This window comes from Pseudomonas trivialis (assembly GCF_036864995.1).
Lineage (GTDB): Bacteria > Pseudomonadota > Gammaproteobacteria > Pseudomonadales > Pseudomonadaceae > Aquipseudomonas > Aquipseudomonas trivialis.
The window spans coordinates 3977411-3995385 of the sequence record NZ_CP142151.1; the positions used below are offsets into that span (position 1 = coordinate 3977411).

12 protein-coding genes and 1 pseudogene are annotated in these 17975 nt (G+C 63.0%); 8 read left to right on the forward strand and 5 right to left on the reverse strand.

Features of this window, described 5'->3' with window-relative positions; translation table 11 throughout:
• Window positions 1–115: 115 nt before the first annotated feature.
• On the reverse strand, window positions 116–2380 hold the full coding sequence (rlmKL, locus tag VRB54_RS17315) for a bifunctional 23S rRNA (guanine(2069)-N(7))-methyltransferase RlmK/23S rRNA (guanine(2445)-N(2))-methyltransferase RlmL (protein WP_209983740.1): 2265 nt from the start codon (window positions 2378–2380) through the stop codon (window positions 116–118).
• Between the two features lie 532 nt (window positions 2381–2912).
• Here rlmKL and rmf point away from each other — a divergent pair.
• Entirely contained in the window at window positions 2913–3128 is a 216-nt protein-coding gene (gene rmf, locus VRB54_RS17320) for a ribosome modulation factor (protein ID WP_002553055.1), read from the forward strand.
• Window positions 3129–3400: 272 nt separating this feature from the next.
• Here the strand turns inward: rmf and VRB54_RS17325 are convergent, their stop codons facing one another.
• The 4 genes and pseudogenes from VRB54_RS17325 to sctC form a co-directional block, all read right to left on the reverse strand.
• The gene (locus VRB54_RS17325) at window positions 3401–4453 is read right to left on the reverse strand and encodes a quinone-dependent dihydroorotate dehydrogenase (RefSeq protein WP_338478151.1); all 1053 of its coding nucleotides are present in this window, start codon (window positions 4451–4453) and stop codon (window positions 3401–3403) included.
• Window positions 4454–4538: 85 nt separating this feature from the next.
• Window positions 4539–5000, reverse strand: a complete 462-nt coding sequence (locus VRB54_RS17330; RefSeq protein ID WP_338478152.1) for a transglycosylase SLT domain-containing protein — start codon at window positions 4998–5000, stop codon at window positions 4539–4541.
• Window positions 4993–5389 (reverse strand): annotated as a pseudogene (locus tag VRB54_RS17335) (winged helix-turn-helix domain-containing protein). Before VRB54_RS17335 ends, VRB54_RS17330 begins: the two are co-directional and overlap by 8 nt.
• A 166-nt stretch (window positions 5390–5555) precedes the next feature.
• Window positions 5556–7013, reverse strand: a complete 1458-nt coding sequence (gene sctC / locus VRB54_RS17340; protein ID WP_338478153.1) for a type III secretion system outer membrane ring subunit SctC — start codon at window positions 7011–7013, stop codon at window positions 5556–5558.
• A 161-nt stretch (window positions 7014–7174) separates the two neighbouring features.
• Here sctC and VRB54_RS17345 point away from each other — a divergent pair, with 161 nt between their 5' ends.
• The 7 genes from VRB54_RS17345 to VRB54_RS17375 all read left to right on the forward strand — a co-directional run bounded on the left by VRB54_RS17345 (window position 7175) and on the right by VRB54_RS17375 (window position 17968).
• Complete coding sequence (locus VRB54_RS17345) at window positions 7175–8401, forward strand: CmpA/NrtA family ABC transporter substrate-binding protein (RefSeq protein WP_322214217.1); 1227 nt, start codon at window positions 7175–7177, stop codon at window positions 8399–8401.
• Window positions 8402–8414: 13 nt separating this feature from the next.
• Entirely contained in the window at window positions 8415–8990 is a 576-nt protein-coding gene (locus VRB54_RS17350; RefSeq protein WP_338478154.1) for an ANTAR domain-containing response regulator, read from the forward strand.
• A 398-nt stretch (window positions 8991–9388) separates the two neighbouring features.
• The gene (locus VRB54_RS17355; RefSeq protein WP_338478155.1) at window positions 9389–10600 is read left to right on the forward strand and encodes a nitrate/nitrite transporter; all 1212 of its coding nucleotides are present in this window, start codon (window positions 9389–9391) and stop codon (window positions 10598–10600) included.
• Window positions 10600–12270 carry a bifunctional protein-serine/threonine kinase/phosphatase gene (locus tag VRB54_RS17360; RefSeq protein WP_338478156.1) on the forward strand — a complete coding sequence of 557 codons (1671 nt, stop codon included), beginning with the start codon at window positions 10600–10602 and terminating at the stop codon, window positions 12268–12270. Before VRB54_RS17355 ends, VRB54_RS17360 begins: the two co-directional genes overlap by 1 nt.
• A 222-nt stretch (window positions 12271–12492) precedes the next feature.
• Window positions 12493–14946 (forward strand): nitrite reductase large subunit NirB, encoded by a 2454-nt coding sequence (nirB, locus tag VRB54_RS17365; protein ID WP_338478157.1) that lies wholly within the window; start codon window positions 12493–12495, stop codon window positions 14944–14946.
• Entirely contained in the window at window positions 14943–15260 is a 318-nt protein-coding gene (nirD, locus tag VRB54_RS17370; protein ID WP_003230326.1) for a nitrite reductase small subunit NirD, read from the forward strand. Before nirB ends, nirD begins: the two co-directional genes overlap by 4 nt.
• Window positions 15260–17968 carry a molybdopterin-dependent oxidoreductase gene (locus tag VRB54_RS17375; RefSeq protein ID WP_338478158.1) on the forward strand — a complete coding sequence of 903 codons (2709 nt, stop codon included), beginning with the start codon at window positions 15260–15262 and terminating at the stop codon, window positions 17966–17968. Before nirD ends, VRB54_RS17375 begins: the two co-directional genes overlap by 1 nt.
• The last annotated feature ends 7 nt before the right edge of the window (window positions 17969–17975 follow it).

Consider the following 17975-nt stretch of genomic DNA (forward strand, 5'->3'; position numbering starts at 1 on the left):
CGTGCGGGGGTGTCACGTTGGCCAGGCCTTAGTTATAGCCATAGGCCCGAGGTTTGACCAGTCTCAAACCACTGCAGGAGCAAGTAAACTCGCGCCTGCAGTGGACACGCATCGATCAGCGTGCGGTGATTTTCCAGGCGCGGTGAATTTTGGCGTTGCGCGCAAAATCCGGGTCGAGCGTCTTGTCGCTGATTTCCTCGACGGCGTAGCGCTCGCTGAGGTTGTCCTCGAGCACGAACTTGCGGAAGTTGTTCGAGAAATACAGCACACCGCCGGGTGCCAGGCGCGCCATGGCCAGGTCGAGTAATTGCACGTGGTCGCGCTGTACGTCGAAGATGCCTTCCATGCGCTTGGAGTTGGAGAAGGTCGGCGGGTCGATGAAGATCAGGTCAAACTCATCGCGGCTCGCCTCCAGCCACGCCATCACATCGCCCTGCTCCAGGCGGTTCTTGTCGGAGAAGCCGTTGAGCGAGAAGTTGCGACGCGCCCAGTCCAGGTAGGTTTTGGACAGGTCGACGCTGGTGGTGCTGCGCGCGCCACCCTTGGCGGCGTGCACGCTGGCGGTGGCGGTGTAGCAATACAGATTGAGAAAGCGCTTGCCGGCCGCTTCCTTCTGAATGCGCATGCGCATCGGACGGTGATCGAGGAACAGGCCGGTGTCCAGGTAATCGGTGAGGTTGACCAGCAGCTTCACGCCGCCTTCGCTGACCTCGGTGAACTTGCCCTGGGCGCTCTGGCGCTCGTACTGCTTGGTGCCACTCTGGCGCTCGCGACGCTTGACCACCACGCGGCTCTTGTCGATGTTGAGCGCCTGGGGAATCGCGGCCAGGGCATCGAACATGCGTGCCGAGGCTTTTTCCGGGTCGATGGACTTGGGCGCGGCGTATTCCTGCACATGGACCCAGTCGTGGTACAGGTCGATGGCCATGGAGTATTCCGGCATATCGGCGTCGTACACGCGGTAGCAATCCACGCCTTCACGCTTGGCCCACTTGCCCAGCAGCTTGAGGTTCTTTTGCAGGCGGTTGGCGAACATCTGCCCGCCTTCGCTCAGGCGTGCCTGCTCGACGACCGGCGCTGGCGCCGGTTTGATCGGGTTGCCGTTCTTGTTGTACTGGCGCTCTTGCGGCTCGACCGGAGCCTGGTCGTAGGCGGCCTGCTCGCGCTCGGCCTGACGCTGCTCCGGGGTGCGGCGCTCGCCGGTGACGAACTGATCCGGGTTGACCTTGATCAGCAGCAGCTTGCACGGCAGTGCGCCGTTCCAGAACGAATACTGTTTGTGGCTGCGGATGCCCATGCGCTTGCCAAGGTCCGGCGCGCCGGTGAATACCGCCGCTTCCCAGCCCATGCAGGCCTGACGCAGACGCTCGCCAAGATTCTGGTAGAGATACAACAGACTGGCTTCGTCACCCAGACGCTCGCCGTAGGGCGGGTTGCAGATAACCAGGCCTTTCTGGTTCTGGTCCGGACGCGGTTCGAAGGTGCCGACTTCGCCCTGGTACACCTTGATCCAGTGGCTCAGGCCAGCGCGTTCGATGTTGTTGCGTGCCGGCTGGATCAGGCGCGGGTCGGCTTCGTAGCCACGCACCCACAGCGGCGGTTTGTTCATGCCGATGGCGGCACGTTCCGACGCTTCGGTGTGAAGTTTTTTCCACAGCGCCGGCACGTGGCCGAGCCAGGTGGTGAAGCCCCACAGTTCGCGATTGAGGTTGGGCGCCATGTCGGCGGCGATCATCGCGCCTTCGACCAGAAAGGTCCCCACGCCGCACATCGGGTCGGTCAGCGCACCGCCTTCGGCTGCAATGCGCGGCCAGCCGGCGCGAATCAGGATCGCGGCCGCGAGGTTTTCCTTCAGTGGCGCGGCGCCCTGCTGCAGACGGTAACCGCGCTGGTGCAGGCTGTGGCCGGACAGGTCGAGGGAAAGGATGGCTTCGCCACGGTCCAGGCGCAGGTGGATACGCAGGTCCGGGTTGATCTTGTCGATGGACGGCCGTTCGCCGGTCGGGGTACGCAGTTTGTCGACAATCGCATCCTTGACCTTCAGCGCGCCGAAGTGGGTGTTGTCGATGCCCGAGCCGTGGCCGCTGAATTCCACCGCCAGCGTGCCATCGGGGACCATGTGCTCGGCCCATTCGATGTCCAGCACGCCGTGATAGAGGTCTTCGGCGTCCTTCATCGGGAAGCGCTTGAGTACCAGCAGCACGCGGTTGGCCAGACGCGACCAGAGGCACAGGCGGTAGGCGGTCTCCATGTCGGCCATGCCGCGCACGGCCGAGGTGTGCTCGCGGGCGTCCTCAAGGCCAAGCCCGACGGCTTCCTCGATCAGCAGGCCTTCGAGGCCTTTGGGGCAAGTGAGGAAGAGTTCAAAACGGTCCGACATGGGGCATTCCAGGCTTTTCAGCAATAAATGAACGGGCGACGCATCGCCGGTTCGGTTTTCAATCAAGCACTTTTCTTGAAGAGTGCTCGCGTGGCACGAATGTGCCGTCCCACCCAGGCGATAGGGCCCGTGGGCCCTGAATGCAAAGGCAGATCAATAATTTTAGGCAACAAAAAGAAATATTCCGACCCTTCGTCGAATAATAACCGACTGCAACGGGCGGGCATTCTCACCAAGGGATTGCACCCATGGTCTGCGCGGGGCACATCATAGCTGGCTTTGTCGATAAAAAGGGGCGAAAAGCCATCCCAGCTTATGGCTATAGCATCCAAAACGTTACGTGCTTATGACAAAACGATCATTGAATCCATGTGACCTATTGGTTAGAACTCAACACAGGTTGGCGCCGTAACGACGCCGACACACAGGCTCGCCACGCCGGCAGCGAGCCCACCAACGGCAGAAAAACTCTGCCCGGCCCCAGACGAGGCCGAAGGATATCTAGACAGTCAACCAGTGAGGGAAACACCCTATGAGAAGACTTAAGCGTGATCCGTTGGAAAGAGCATTTTTACGCGGATATCAATATGGCGTTCATGGCAAATCCCGTGAGCTTTGCCCATTTACTCTACCGTCGGTACGCCAAGCCTGGATCAACGGCTGGCGAGAAGGACGCGGCGACAACTGGGACGGTATGACTGGCACTGCGGGCATCCACAGACTCAACGAACTTCACGCCGTCGGCTAACTCAGGGCATTTAATTCCGACATACCACCTTTGAATATGTAACGACTTAACCACGCACGCCTGACCCAGGCGGCGGGCTTCGGCCCAGGGGCTCCTTTATGGAGCCCTTTTTATTGGATGGCAAAACCCATTGAGGCCAGCGCTTTTTGTGGGTCGCCCTATTACCCGCTCAGTTAAGCGTGATTCCCTGTGGCGAGCAGGCTTGCCCCGCGTTGGGCTGCGCAGCAGCCCCAGAACCGAACACTCGGTTCCAACTGAAAAACGCAGCGTCATTACTGGGTCTGCTGCGCAGCCCAACGCGGGGCAAGCCCGCTCGCCACAATGGCATCCACCGATTCGCGGATCAGCGCGGGGCCCTTGTAGATGAAGCCGGAGTAAAGCTGCACCAGGCTGGCGCCGGCGGCAATTTTCTCGGCGGCGTGTTTGCCTTCGGTAATGCCGCCCACCGCGATGATCGGCAAACGTCCGGCCAGCTCGGCCGCCAGCACCTTGACGATGTGGGTGCTCTGCTCGCGTACCGGTGCACCCGAGAGCCCGCCCGCTTCATCCCCATGGGCCAGGCCTTCGACACCTGCGCGGCTCAGAGTGGTGTTGGTCGCGATCACCGCATCCATCCCCGAATCCACCAGGGCCTGGGCCACCAGCACGGTCTCTGCGTCGCTCATGTCCGGGGCAATCTTGATCGCCAGCGGTACGCGCTTGCCATGCCGCACGGCTAGGTCTTCCTGGCGCTGGCGCAGGGCTTCGAGCAGTTGTTTGAGCGAGTCGCCGAACTGCAGGCTGCGCAGGCCCGGCGTGTTGGGGGAACTGACGTTGACGGTGACGTAGCTTGCGTGGGCGTAGACCTTGTCCAGGCAGATCAGGTAGTCATCCACCGCGCGCTCGACCGGGGTGTCGAAGTTCTTGCCGATATTGATGCCCAGGATGCCCTTGTACTTCGCCGCCTGAACCCGCGCCAGCAAGTGATCGACACCCAGGTTGTTAAAGCCCATGCGGTTGATGATCGCCTCGGCTTCCGGCAGACGGAAGATGCGCGGCTTGGGGTTGCCCGGCTGCGGCCGTGGGGTCACGGTGCCGATTTCGACAAAGCCGAAACCCAACTGGGCAAAGCCGTCGATGGCCGCGCCGTTCTTGTCCAGGCCGGCTGCCAGCCCGACCGGGTTGGGAAACTCGAGCCCCATCACCGACACCGGCATTTTCGCCGGTGCCTTGCAGACCAGGCCATTGAGCCCCAGGCGGCCGCCGGCACCGATCAGGTCCAGGGACAGGTCGTGGGAGGTTTCCGGGGAGAGTTTGAACAACAGCTGGCGGGCCAGGTTATACATGGGCGGGCTAGACTCGGATGGCGGCGAAAGGTGGCGCGATTATAGCCGGGGTGATCGCCCCGGTGCGAGGCGTGCCGCCCAATCGTCACTGACGCAGTGCGACCAGCGCCTCATACCGGGCCCAGATTTTCTGCGCGTACTGCTCGCGCAGGGCATCACGCTGCGGCCCCGACCCGAGCCCCGCGTTGTAGGAGCCCACGGCCGTCCAGTTGTAACCGAAACGCTGGATAAACTCGGCAAGGATCGAAGCGCCCACTTCCACCGACAGGCACGGCTCGCTCAGCAGCCGCTCTTCGGTAATGCCCTGTTTGAGCAAGCGCGGCAGGTGCATGCTGTTGATCTGCATCAAGCCGATATCGCGGCTGCCGTCGCTGTTCGCGTTGTTCATCGCGTTCGCACGGTATCCCGACTCCACGGCCGCGATGGCCTGCAGCAGTTCCGGTTCAATGTCGTAGCGACCGGCCACGTCTGCCCAGCAATCGGCCCAGGCCGGGCTGCTGAGCAGCGCCGCACTCAACACAACGCTGCTGGCCAGGCGTTTAATCATGCTGCACCTGGCCACACGCCGAGCACAGACGCTGCCCACGCGCCCCGTCCCGTAGCGGACTGGACTGGACATCCACGGCGCAGGTGAAACGATAGCCCTTGCCATAAATCGTTTTGATAAAGCCCTTGTCGGTCTTCAGGTGTTTGCGCAGCGAATAAATGCAGCGGGTGAGCGACTCCTCGGACACCTCTCTTCGGGGCCAGAGCCGACTCCAGCAAATGGTCCTTGGTCATCAACGCACCGCCGGATGCCAGCAGCAATCGCAGCACATGCCACTCTTTGGGCGGCAACTGAAGGTCCACATTCTGCCCGGTCAGCCGGCCATAGCCATGCAGGGTCCAGCCGGCAAACACCCATGAGTCTGTCAGCTCATCATTCGCGATGGCCATGGGCACCTCGGTATCCATCTACTGACATTGAATTTCTTGCTTCCTGAATCGACCGATACGGCAACAGCAGGACTATAAAAACCTGATCGCCGAACGGAGCTAGGAAATTGCCTATGCGCTTGAGGATTTCGAGAGTCACTACGTAAGACTTTTCGCCAGGCGCAGATCACTCAGCGGCCTCAGGGCTTGCGCGCATAAAGGCACGTTGCACCCGCTCGTATTGGGCTTCGGTCAGTGGCGGCGGCCCTACGGCGCCTGCCAGCAGCTTCGGCTCGCCACCTACCGCGCGCGCCTGGATCACGAACAGCCGCACCTGGGCACCACGAGCGCGGCGCACGCCTTCGTCATCACGGCGAAAAGCCCCCAGCCACAAACGTCGGCCCTGAGGCACCCGCACCACCGTGCTGATCGCGATGCGGCCCACCGCCCCTGCCGAACCTGGCGTGAGCTTGCCGGCCATGGGCCGCCCATCTTCAAGGTTCAGTTGCATCTCGATCTGGCTCGCATCGGCAAAACGCGGCAGCACACTGGCTTCGGTGCGATAGCGCACCGGTTGCCACTGGGCATCGTCTTGCGCGGATTTGGGCAGGTAAAACGTGTGGGCGTCATGGAACACAGCCGGAACGTTTTCCTGGGTAAGGATCACCGGAAACGCCACCACCCTGGCCTTACGACGACGCTCCAGCACAGCCAGTTGCGCCATCAGACGGTTGTCATCCAGAGGGGCCAGCACCTGCGTTACTGAAGGCGGGTCGTTGCCCTCCCCGGACCAGGCGGTCCCCAGCTTTTCCAGTTCGGTACGGTCCACGTCGATCTGCCACAGCGCCACCTCAATCGGCCGCCTGGGCGTGTCGAGTTGCGCCACCAGTTCCTCTATCACCTTCACCTGAGCCGGCGTGCCCTTGATCAGCAGGCTATTGGAGTCGGGATAGGCGATCACCAGCAGGCTCTTGTCCGCCAGCGGACCGCGCGCACCGCCCTTGCGCTCGGCAGCCAGTACGGTTTCGATCATCGAGGCCATGCCGGGAACATTGACCTGCTCATCACCCAGGGCATATTGACGATCGGCCACGTGGGTATTGAACACCTGCACCACGCCAAATGCCTGATCTCCCACCCGCACCTGAGTGCGCTGGCGATCCATCAGTTGGGCCAGGTGCAGCACTTGGTCCACATAGTTGGGAGGGCCGGACACATAAAAGGTGGGCCCGGCGCTTTCGCGCAGGGGAAAGCGTGATTCATCCAGCCCCGAACGGCGCATGAACCCGCGCAGCCGGTCGACCGAGATATGCCGCAGCGTCACTGCCGAGCTTTTCGCTTCGCTGGCGTCATACACACGCAGTACCTGGCCGTCGCTGTACCAGATCAGGCCATGTTGCTCGGCCACGGTCTGCAGGGTGTGCTGCGCCGCGCTCAAATCGAACACCCCGGAAACGCGCTTGCGCGAGACTTCGCGGCTGACCACCACAGGCAACCCCAAGGGCACTGACAATGCGCTGAACACGGTATGCAGGCTTTCATCCTGCGCCCGATAGTCCTCGGCCGAGGCGAACGCGCTTGCGCACAGCGCAGCCAGGCACAGCAACCGGCGCAAGCGGGTCATGACAGGGGAATCGATCGTCACCGTGGATGTTCCTGGCTGTATGGCGCAAAGAGGCGGCCATACTGAAAGCCGGTCGCGTTTCAATCTTGATGAGAAACTGACGGCCTGCCCCGCCTGCGCGGCCGTGGCATGTGCCTTGCTAAGCCTTGCTCATTGGTTTTTTGATTGAAAAGGCGGCATTGATGAACGATTCGGCAGGCAGTGGCCCGGCCAGAGATCCATTGGCCTGGGTCCACGGCAGTGACGCCCCGGAAAAGAGCAGCCTTGATCTCGGATTCATGGCCTTGAGCGATTGCGCCTCGCTGGTGGTCGCAGCCACCCAGGGCTTTGCCCAACCCTACGGCTTGACCCTGAACCTCAAGCGCCAGTCATCCTGGGCCAACCTGCGCGACAGGCTGGTCAGCGGTGAACTGGATGCCGCCCACAGCCTGTATGGGCTGATCTATGCGGTGCACCTGGGCATCGGCGGCGTGGCGCCTACCGACATGGCGGTGTTGATGGGCCTGAACCAGAACGGCCAGAGCATCAATCTGTCCCACGGCCTGCAGGCACAAGGGGTGACCACTCCTGAGGCGCTGGACCACCACGTGCACCAAAGCCGCACAAAACTGACCTTCGCCCAGACATTTCCCACCGGCACCCACGCCATGTGGCTGTATTACTGGCTCGCAAGCCAGGGCATTCACCCCTTGCAGGATGTCGACAGCGTGGTGGTGCCGCCGCCGCAGATGGTTGCGCACCTGCAGGCGGGGCGCATTGACGGTTTCTGTGCCGGCGAACCCTGGGCTGCCAGCGCGGTGAAGCACAATCAGGGCTTCACCCTGGCGACCAGCCAGACGATCTGGCCAAACCACCCGGAAAAAGTGCTGGGCTGCACCCAGGCGTTCGTCGATCAATACCCAAATACCGCACGCGTGCTAGTGATGGCGGTGCTCGAAGCCAGCCGTTTTATCGAGCAGAGCCACGAAAACCGCCGCTCCACCGCGCAACTGCTCAGCGCCCGCGAGTACCTTGACGCACCACTCGACTGCATCGAGCCGCGCCTGCTGGGCCAGTATGACGACGGCCTGGGCAACCAGTGGCAGGATCCCCATGCCCTGCGCTTTTTCGCCAATGGCGAGGTCAACCTGCCCTACCTCTGCGACGGCATGTGGTTCATGACCCAGTTCCGCCGCTGGGGTCTGCTGCGTGAAGACCCGGACTACCTTCAGGTTGCCCGCCAGGTGCAGCAACTGGACCTGTATCGCCAGGCCGCCGCCGCCGTTGACGTGCCTGCGAGCCGCCAGGACACGCGCAGCAGCCAGTTGATCGACGGCAAAATCTGGGACGGCTCCGACCCCGCCGCCTACGCCCGCAGTTTCCGTCTGCACGCCCTGGCGGATCACCCCAACCGCCAGGCCCGGCGCTGACAGGAGGACCACCATGTTGCGAATCCTGTTGATCAACGACACCCCGCGCAAGGTCGGGCGGCTCAAGGCGGCGCTGGTCGAGGCCGGCTTCGAGGTGATCGATGAGTCCGGCCTGACCATCGACCTGCCAGCCCGCGTCGAAACGGTGCGCCCGGACGTGATCCTGATCGATACCGAGTCAGCCGGGCGCGATGTGATGGAGCAAGTGGTGCTGGTGACCCGCGACCAGCCGCGTCCGATTGTGATGTTCACCGATGAGCATGACCCGAATGTGATGCGCCAGGCGATCAAGGCCGGCGTCAGCGCCTACATAGTCGAAGGCATCCAGGCCCAGCGCCTGCAACCGATCCTCGATGTGGCCATGGCCCGCTTCGAAAGCGACCAGGCCCTGCGCGCCCAGTTGCAGGCCCGCGACCAGCAGTTGGCCGAGCGCAAGCGCATCGAACTGGCCAAGGGCATGCTGATGAAAATGAAAAACTGCAACGAGGAAGAGGCCTACACCCTGATGCGCCGCCAGGCCATGAGCCGCCAGCAGAAACTGATCCAGGTGGCCGAGCAGATTATTGCCATGAGTGAGTTGCTGGGCTGACTGTGGCAAGCCTTGTGATGGGCAGACTGGTTTTGATTGTGGTTGGGGCGAGCGGGCTTACCCTCATGCCGTTCAGTTAAGCGCAGATTCCCTGTGGGAGCGGTGGGTCAGTCAACATCAATGTTTGCTGGGCCGACGCCATCGGGAGCAAGCCCCCTCCCACATTTGATCTTCGTTACTTTGAGCACCGCGTTCGCTTAACTGAACGGCATTGGGGCTTGTTCTGCGCAAAGTTTGGTGTTGGCGCAGGATTTGCTAAGCATTCACCACAGGTAGCCAACGGCGGTTGCCCTTCCACGACAAAGACGTCGCACATCCGGTTTGCTTTCGCGAACCCGATGGCGGCGTTTTTTTTCGTTTTGGCCTTCTGACAAGACCCCCAACCGTTGAGGTGCGTGATGAAATCAAGCTTCTGGAAATCCGGGCACACCCCGACTCTGTTTGCCGCGTTCCTGTATTTCGACCTGAGTTTCATGGTCTGGTACCTGCTGGGCCCGCTGGCGGTGCAGATTGCCGCCGACCTGCACCTGACCACCCAACAGCGTGGCCTGGTAGTGGCAACGCCGATCCTCGCGGGCGCGGTGCTGCGCTTTCTGATGGGCATGCTGGCCGACAAGCTGTCACCCAAGACCGCCGGGCTGATTGGTCAGGTGATCGTGATCGTCGCGTTGTTCGGCGCCTGGAAACTGGGCATTCATAGCTATGAACAAGCCCTGCTGCTGGGCTTGTTCCTCGGCATGGCCGGCGCATCCTTTGCCGTCGCCCTGCCCCTGGCCTCGCAGTGGTATCCCGCTGAACACCAGGGCAAGGCCATGGGCATCGCCGGTGCAGGCAACTCCGGCACGGTGTTCGCCGCGTTGCTGGCGCCGGTGCTGGCCGCCGCCTTTGGCTGGAGCAATGTCTTTGGTTTTGCGCTGATTCCGTTGGTGCTTACGCTGATCGTGTTCGCCTGGCTGGCACGCAACGCCCCGCAACGCCCGAAAGCCAAAGCCATGGCCGACTACTTCAAGGCCCTGGGCGACCGTGACAGCTGGTGGTTCATGTTTTTCTACAGCGTGACCTTCGGCGGTTTCATCGGCCTGGCCAGCGCCCTGCCCGGCTACTTCAACGACCAGTACGGCCTGAGCCCGGTGACCGCCGGCTACTACACCGCCGCCTGCGTGTTCGGCGGCAGCCTGATGCGGCCGTTGGGCGGCGCCCTAGCGGACCGCTTCGGCGGCATCCGCACCCTGCTGGGCATGTACAGCGTGGCGGCGGTGTGCATCGCCGCGGTGGGTTTCAACCTGCCAAGCTCCTACGCCGCCCTCGCACTGTTCGTCTGCACCATGCTCGGACTGGGTGCCGGCAACGGCGCAGTCTTCCAACTGGTGCCCCAGCGTTTTCGCAGCGAAATCGGCGTGATGACCGGCCTGATCGGTATGGCCGGCGGGATCGGTGGTTTCGCCCTCGCGGCCGGCATGGGCGCGATCAAGCAAAGCACCGGCAGTTATCAACTGGCCCTGTGGCTGTTCGCCAGCCTCGGCGTGCTGGCCTGGTTCGGCCTCTATGGCGTGAAACGCCGCTGGAGAACCACCTGGGGTTCGGCCACCGTGACCGCCGCGCGCGTCTGATGAGCCTGCAACTGAGCGTTGCCCAAGCCAGCGCCATTGGCCCGCGCAGCGAAAATCAGGACGCGCTGCGGGTAGTCACGCCCAGCGCGCAACTGGCGGCGAGCAAAGGTTACCTGTGCGCCCTCGCCGACGGCGTCAGCCAATGTGCCGACGGCGGCCTGGCCGCACGCTCAAGCCTGCAGGCGCTGGCCCTGGACTACTACGCCACACCGCAGACCTGGGGCGTGGCCCAGGCGCTCGAACGGTTATTGCTCGCACAGAATCGCTGGCTGCAAGCCAACGGCGGTGGCCAGCCGTTACTGACCACCCTCAGCGCCCTGGTGTTTCGCGGTCAACGCTTCACCCTCGCGCATGTCGGCGATTGCCGCGTGTATCGCTGGCTGGACGGCGAGCTGCAGCGCATAAGCGAAGACCATGTGTGGGAGCAACCGGGCATGCAGCATGTGCTCAAGCGCGCCCTCGACCTGGATCAACACCTGGTGCTGGACTTTCTCGACGGCGAACTGCGCGCGGGCGAGTGCTTCCTGCTGCTCAGCGACGGCGTCTGGGCCACATTGGGCGAGCACAGCATCCGAGCGATCCTGCGCGAGCAAGCCGACCTCGACCTGGCCGTCAACACCTTGGTGAGCGCCGCGCACCTGGCCGGCAGCCAGGACAACGCCAGCGCGTTGCTGGTGCGCATCGACGCCCTCGGCGCCGCCACCCTGGGCGATGCGCTGGTGCAGTTGCAGCAATGGCCACTGCCACCGCCGCTGAAACCCGGCCAGGCGTTCGAAGGCTGGCAGGTGGAAAGCGTGGTCGCGCAGAGCCGACAATCGTTGCTGTACCGGGTCCGCGACGCGCAGCAACAACCCTGGCTGCTGAAAACCCTGCCGCGCAGTCATGACAATGACACCGATGCGGGCCAGGCCCTGCTGTCGGAGGAATGGTTTCTGCGCCGGGTGGCCGGGCGCGCGTTCCCGCAGGTCCACCCCGCCAGTGAGCGTCAGCATGTGTACTACGTGATGCGCGAATACCCTGGGCTTACCCTGGCCGAGCTGTTCAAGCAGCAAGGCCCGTTGCCCCTGGCGCAATGGCAGTCCATCGCCGAGCGTTTGCTGCGCGCGGTCGGGCTGCTGCATCGTCGGCAAATCCTGCACCGCGATATCAAGCCGGAAAACCTGCTGCTGGGCGACGACGGTGAACTGCGCGTGCTGGATTTTGGCCTGGCCTACTGCCCGGGCCTCTCCGCAGACCCGATCAACACACTGCCCGGCACGCCGAGCTTTATCGCCCCCGAAGCGTTCAATGGCGAGCGTCCTGCGGCCCAGCAGGATTTGTACAGTGTCGGCATTACGCTGTATTACCTGCTGACGGGGCATTACCCCTATGGCGAAATCGAAGCCTTCCAACGTCCCCGCTTCCATCAACCGGTCAGCGCCAGCCGCTATCGCCCCGACCTGCCGGACTGGCTGCCCCTGAGCCTGGAGCGCGCCGTGGCCGCGCAACCGGCGCAGCGTTATGAAACCGCCGAAGAATGGCTGCTGGTGCTGGAGCAGGCCGACCGCCGCGAACTGAGCGTGCGCCCACGCCCACTGCTGGAGCGCGAACCCTTGAAGGTGTGGCGCACATTGGCACTGCTGTCGCTGCTGATCAATCTGGTGCTGCTGTACGGGCTGTTGCACCACTAACGGGCAAAACATTTCGACTGTGGGTTTAAACACCCAGTAAAACCGGGGGTATGCAGACTTGGCACAACCGCTGCATTAGCTTTCCCAACAACCCACATACAGCCGCCCCTTCAACGACGAAGGATCGAGCTTCCCGAGAGAACGGGACCGGACAAAGGCGTCCTCGCTAGGTAACTAGCGGGGACGCCTTTTTTGTTTGCGCGTGATTGGTCGGAGAGCGACATGAAAAAACTCAAATTGGTGATGATCGGCAACGGCATGGCAGGGGTTCGTACCCTTGAAGAGCTGCTCAAGCTGAGCAGCGACATATACGACATCACCGTGTTCGGCGCCGAGCCCCACACCAACTACAACCGCATCCTGCTGTCGCCGGTGCTGGCCGGCGAACAGACCTTCGAAGAAATCGTGCTCAACGACCTGGACTGGTACCTGGACAACAACGTCAAGCTGCTGCTCAACCGCAAGGTGGTGCAGATCGACCGGGTCAAGCGCAAAGTTATCGCCGACGACGGCACCGAGGCCGAGTACGATCGTTTGCTGATCGCCACCGGCTCCACGCCGTTTATCCTGCCGATCCCCGGCAACACCTTGCAGGGCGTGATCGGCTATCGCGACATTGCCGACACCCAGGCCATGATCGACACCGCCAAAACCCATAAACACGCGGTGGTCATCGGCGGCGGCCTGCTCGGCCTGGAAGCCGCCAACGGCCTGATGCTGCGCGGCATGCATGTAACCGTGGTGCACATCGGCGAATGGTTGCTGGAACGCCAGCTGGACAAGACCAGTGGCCAACTGCTGCAAACCGAGCTGGAAAGCCGTGGCCTGGTGTTTCGCCTGGGCGAACACACCCAGGCCCTGCACGACGCCGGCAATGGCCGGGTCGGCTCGGTGCAGTTCAAGAATGGCGACATCATCCCCGCCGACCTGGTGGTGATGGCCGCCGGCATCCGGCCCAACACCGAACTCGCGGAAAAATCCGGCATCCCGTGCAACCGTGGGATTCTGGTCAATGACACCATGCAAACCTACGACCCGCGTATTTATGCGATCGGCGAATGCGCCAGCCATCGCGGGATTGCCTACGGCCTGGTGGCGCCGCTGTTCGAACAGGCCAAGGTCTGCGCCAACCACCTGGCCCAGCTGGGCTTTGCCACCTACAAAGGCTCGGTGACTTCGACCAAGCTGAAAGTCACCGGCATCGACCTGTTTTCTGCCGGCGACTTCATGGGCGGCGAAGGCACCGAGACCATCACCCTCTCCGATCCGATTGGCGGCGTGTACAAAAAACTGGTGATCAAGGACGACATCCTGGTCGGCGCCTGCCTGTACGGCGACACCGCCGATGGCGGTTGGTATTTCCGCCAGATCCGTGAGAACCATGCCATCGGCGAGATTCGCGATCACCTGATGTTCGGCGAGAATGCCCTGGGCGATGTCGGCCATCAGGGCCAGGACAAGGCCATGAGCATGGCCGACAGCGCTGAAGTCTGCGGCTGCAACGGCGTGTGCAAGGGCACTATCGTCAAGGCGATCCAGGAACAGGGCCTGTTCAGTGTCGACGAGGTGAAAAAACACACCAAGGCCGCCAGTTCCTGCGGCTCCTGCGTGGGGCTGGTGGAACAGATCCTGATCAACACCGTGGGCGGCGCGGCCGATGTAAAACCCAAGAGCGAAAAAGCCATCTGCGGCTGCAGCGACCTCAATCACGGGCAAATCCGCCAGGCCATCCGCGAACAGCATCTGCTGACCATCGCCGCCACCATGAGCTACCTGAACTGGCGCACCTCCAACGGCTGTGCCACCTGTCGCCCGGCGCTGAACTATTACCTGATTTCCACCTGGCCCGGCGAAGCCAAGGACGACCCGCAGTCGCGCTTGATCAACGAACGGGCCCACGCCAACATCCAGAAAGACGGCACCTACTCTGTCGTGCCACGGATGTGGGGCGGCGTGACCAACCCGTCGGAACTGCGCCGCATCGCCGACGTGGCCGACAAGTACAACGTGCCGATGGTCAAGGTCACCGGCGGCCAGCGCATTGACTTGCTCGGCATCAAAAAGCAGGACCTGCCCGGCGTGTGGAAGGACCTCGACATGCCGTCCGGCCACGCCTACGGCAAATCCATCCGTACCGTGAAAACCTGCGTAGGCAGCGAGTTCTGCCGCTTCGGCACGCAGAACTCGACGCAACTGGGCATCGAGCTTGAGCACGACCTGTTCAACATGTGGTCGCCGCACAAGGTCAAGCTGGCGGTGTCCGGTTGCCCGCGCAATTGCTCGGAAGCCGGCATCAAGGACGTCGGCATCATCGGCGTCGACTCCGGCTGGGAGATGTATATCGGCGGCAACGGCGGCATCAAGACCGAAGTCGCGGAGTTCTTCGTCAAGCTCAAAACCGCCGACGAAGTGCGCGAGTACAACGGCGCGTTCCTGCAGCTGTACCGCGAGGAAGCCTTCTACCTGGAGCGCACCGTGCATTACCTGCAGCGCGTGGGCATGGAGCACATCAAGAAAGCCGTGCTGGAAGACCCGGCCCGGCGCAAGGCGCTGAACGAGCGCCTGCAATTCTCGCTGTCATTCGAGCAGGACCCGTGGAAAGAACGGCTTGAACAGCCGCTGCTGAAAAAGGAATTCGAGGTGATCCCCGTCAAACACCTGGAGGTGCAGGCATGAACTGGCTGGATATTTGCGCCCTCGACGACATCAACGCACTGGGCTCACGCATCATCAACGGGCCCAAGGGCGACATCGCGATCTTTCGCACCAGTGACGACGAAGTCTTCGCCCTCGACGACCGCTGCCCGCACAAGGGCGGCCCGCTGTCCCAAGGCCTGATCTACGGCAAACGCGTGGCCTGCCCGCTGCACAACTGGCAGATCGACCTGGCGTCCGGCGAAGCCCAGGCGCCGGATATCGGCTGCGCCCACCATCATCCCGCCCGTGTCGAAAACGGCCGGGTGATGCTGGCCCTGCGGGACGCCGGTTGATGGACCGCCAGGTCACCGCGTCCACCTGCTGCTACTGCGGGGTGGGCTGCGGCGTGCTGATCGAGCATGACGGCACGCAGATCCTCGGTGTGCAGGGCGACCCGAGCCACCCGGCCAATTTCGGCAAGTTGTGCAGCAAAGGCGCCAGCCTGCACCTGACGGGCGACCTGAGCGCGCGCGCCTTGTACCCGGAGTTGCGCCTGGGCAAAGGCCTGGCCCGTAGCCGTACAAACTGGGATACCGCGCTGGACCACGCGGCCAACGTGTTTGCCGACACCCTCGCCGAACACGGGCCAGACAGCGTGGCCTTCTATATCTCCGGACAACTGCTTACCGAGGACTACTACAGCTTCAACAAACTGGCGCGGGGGCTGGTGGGCACCAACAATCTCGACAGTAATTCGCGGCTGTGCATGTCCTCGGCGGTGGTCGGCTACAAGCGCAGCCTGGGTGCCGACGCGCCACCGTGCAGCTATGAAGACCTCGACACCAGCGACTGCGTGATGATCGTCGGCAGCAACATGGCCTACGCCCATCCGGTATTGTTCCGACGCCTGGAGGAAGCCAAGGCGCGGCGTCCGCACATGAAAGTCGTGGTGATCGACCCTCGGCGCACCGACACCTGCGAATTGGCTGACATGCACCTTGCCATCCTGCCGGGTACGGATGTGGCGCTGTTCCATGGAATCTTGCACTTGTTGCTGTGGGAAGACTGGATCGACCGCGACTTTATCCAGGCCCATACCGACGGGCTGGCGGAGCTTAAACGCCTGGTGCATGACTACACGCCGCAGATGGTCACGCAGTTGTGCGGGCTCAGTGTCGAACAATTGCGCCTGTGCGCCGAATGGGTGGGTACCTCACGGAGCTTTCTTTCGCTCTGGTGCATGGGGCTCAACCAGTCCACCGCCGGCAGCGCTAAAAACAGCGCGCTGATCAATCTGCACCTGGCCACTGGCACAATTGGGCGGCCTGGCTGTGGGCCGTTCTCCCTGACCGGCCAGCCCAATGCCATGGGCGGGCGCGAAACCGGCAGCTTGTCGAATCTGTTGCCGGGCCATCGGGAAGCCGCCAACCCTGAACACCGCGCAGAAGTCGCTGCTTACTGGGGTGTCGATGCGTTGCCGGAGCCGACCGGGCTGACGGCCATTGAGCTGTTTGAGCAGGTGCAGGCCGGCAAGATCAAGGCGCTGTGGATCGCGTGCACCAACCCCGCGCAATCGCTGCCGGACCAGACCGCTGTGCGCGCCGCCCTGGCAGCCTGCCCGTTCGTGGTGTTGCAGGAAGCCTTTCGCACCACCGAGACCGCCGCCTACGCCGACCTGCTTTTGCCGGCCGCCAGTTGGGGGGAGAAAGAAGGCACGGTGACCAACTCTGAACGGCGCATTTCCCACGTACGCCGCGCCATCACCCCACCTGCAGAAGCACGGCCGGACTGGGCAATCACCGTGGATTTCGCCCAACGCCTGGAACAGCGACTGCGCCCGGGGCTGCCGAGCCTGTTCGCCTTTGAGCATCCGGCGCAGATTTTTGATGAGTTCAAGCTGCTGACCCGTGGGCGTGATTTGGATTTGTCGGGTATCAGCCATGCCCTGCTCGACGAACTGGGGCCGCAGCAGTGGCCGTTCCCCATGGGCGCGCGCAGCGGCACCTCGCGTCTGTATATCGACGGGGTTTTCCCGACCGACGGGGGCCGCGCGCACTTTATCGCCGACCCTTATCGTGCGGCCAAGGAGCAGCGCGACGCGCGCTTCCCGCTGACCCTGATTACCGGGCGCCTGCGTGACCAGTGGCACGGCATGAGCCGCACCGGCACGGCGGCGCAGTTGTTCGGGCATGTGAGCGAAGCGCTGCTGAGCCTGCACCCCGATGAACTGCGCCGTCATCGCTTCAAGGAAGGCGACCTGGTGAACCTCAAAAGCCGGCGAGGCAATGTGATCGTTGCCGTCAGCAGTGATGACAGCGTACGCCCCGACCAGGCATTCCTGCCGATGCACTGGGGCGACCGGTTTCTCAAGGGCGGCGTGAATACCCTCACCCAGCCGGCGTTCGACCCGCTGTCGAAACAACCTGAACTCAAGCACAGCGGCGTGCGCCTGGAGGCGGTGCAGTTGCCATGGCAGCTGTTCGCGCTGATCGAGGGCGATGTGCAGCAACACTTCGAGGCCCTGCGCCCGCTGTGCGAGGGTTTTGCCTACGTCAGCCTGAGCCTGGCCGGGCGGGAACGGCCGGCGTTGCTGGTACGCGCGGCACATACCGCAGCGCCCGAGCTTGAGCTGCTGACCCGTATCGACCAACTGCTGGGCCTGCACGACGGCCCGGTGATGGCCTACGACGACCCGCGCCGCTCGATCGGCAAGCGGGTGAAGATCGAAAAAGGCCGCATCACCGCAGTACGCCTGGCCGGTGAAACCCTGGCCCGCCACTGGCTGCAGAGCCTGTGGCTGGAAGGCCGCACCGATGAGCAGTTGCGCCGCTGGCTGCTCGCGCCCTTGAGCGCAGCGCCCGGCGGTGCGGCGGCAAACAGCAAGGTGTTGTGTAACTGCATGAACGTCAGTGAAAACGCGGTGTGTGCCGGTATTGCCCAGGGCCTGGACCTGGAGGGACTCAAGCAGTCGCTGGGATGCGGCACGCAATGCGGCTCCTGTGTCCCGGAAATCAAACGTCTGCTGGTAAGCCATCCGCAGCCAATCGCTATCAGTGTGTGAGGACAGG

Bases quoted from the DNA above. Each gene is read 5' to 3' on its own strand.
- VRB54_RS17355 (WP_338478155.1), top strand. From the start codon at position 9,389: ATGAAATCAAGCTTCTGGAAATCCGGGCACACCCCGACTCTGTTTGCC.
- VRB54_RS17375 (WP_338478158.1), top strand. From the start codon at position 15,260: ATGGACCGCCAGGTCACCGCGTCCACCTGCTGCTACTGCGGGGTGGGC.
- VRB54_RS17360 (WP_338478156.1), top strand. From the start codon at position 10,600: ATGAGCCTGCAACTGAGCGTTGCCCAAGCCAGCGCCATTGGCCCGCGC.
- VRB54_RS17325 (WP_338478151.1), bottom strand. From the start codon at position 4,453: ATGTATAACCTGGCCCGCCAGCTGTTGTTCAAACTCTCCCCGGAAACC.
- rlmKL (WP_209983740.1), bottom strand. From the start codon at position 2,380: ATGTCGGACCGTTTTGAACTCTTCCTCACTTGCCCCAAAGGCCTCGAA.
- VRB54_RS17350 (WP_338478154.1), top strand. From the start codon at position 8,415: ATGTTGCGAATCCTGTTGATCAACGACACCCCGCGCAAGGTCGGGCGG.
- nirB (WP_338478157.1), top strand. From the start codon at position 12,493: ATGAAAAAACTCAAATTGGTGATGATCGGCAACGGCATGGCAGGGGTT.
- nirD (WP_003230326.1), top strand. From the start codon at position 14,943: ATGAACTGGCTGGATATTTGCGCCCTCGACGACATCAACGCACTGGGC.
- VRB54_RS17345 (WP_322214217.1), top strand. From the start codon at position 7,175: ATGAACGATTCGGCAGGCAGTGGCCCGGCCAGAGATCCATTGGCCTGG.
- VRB54_RS17330 (WP_338478152.1), bottom strand. From the start codon at position 5,000: ATGATTAAACGCCTGGCCAGCAGCGTTGTGTTGAGTGCGGCGCTGCTC.
- rmf (WP_002553055.1), top strand. From the start codon at position 2,913: ATGAGAAGACTTAAGCGTGATCCGTTGGAAAGAGCATTTTTACGCGGA.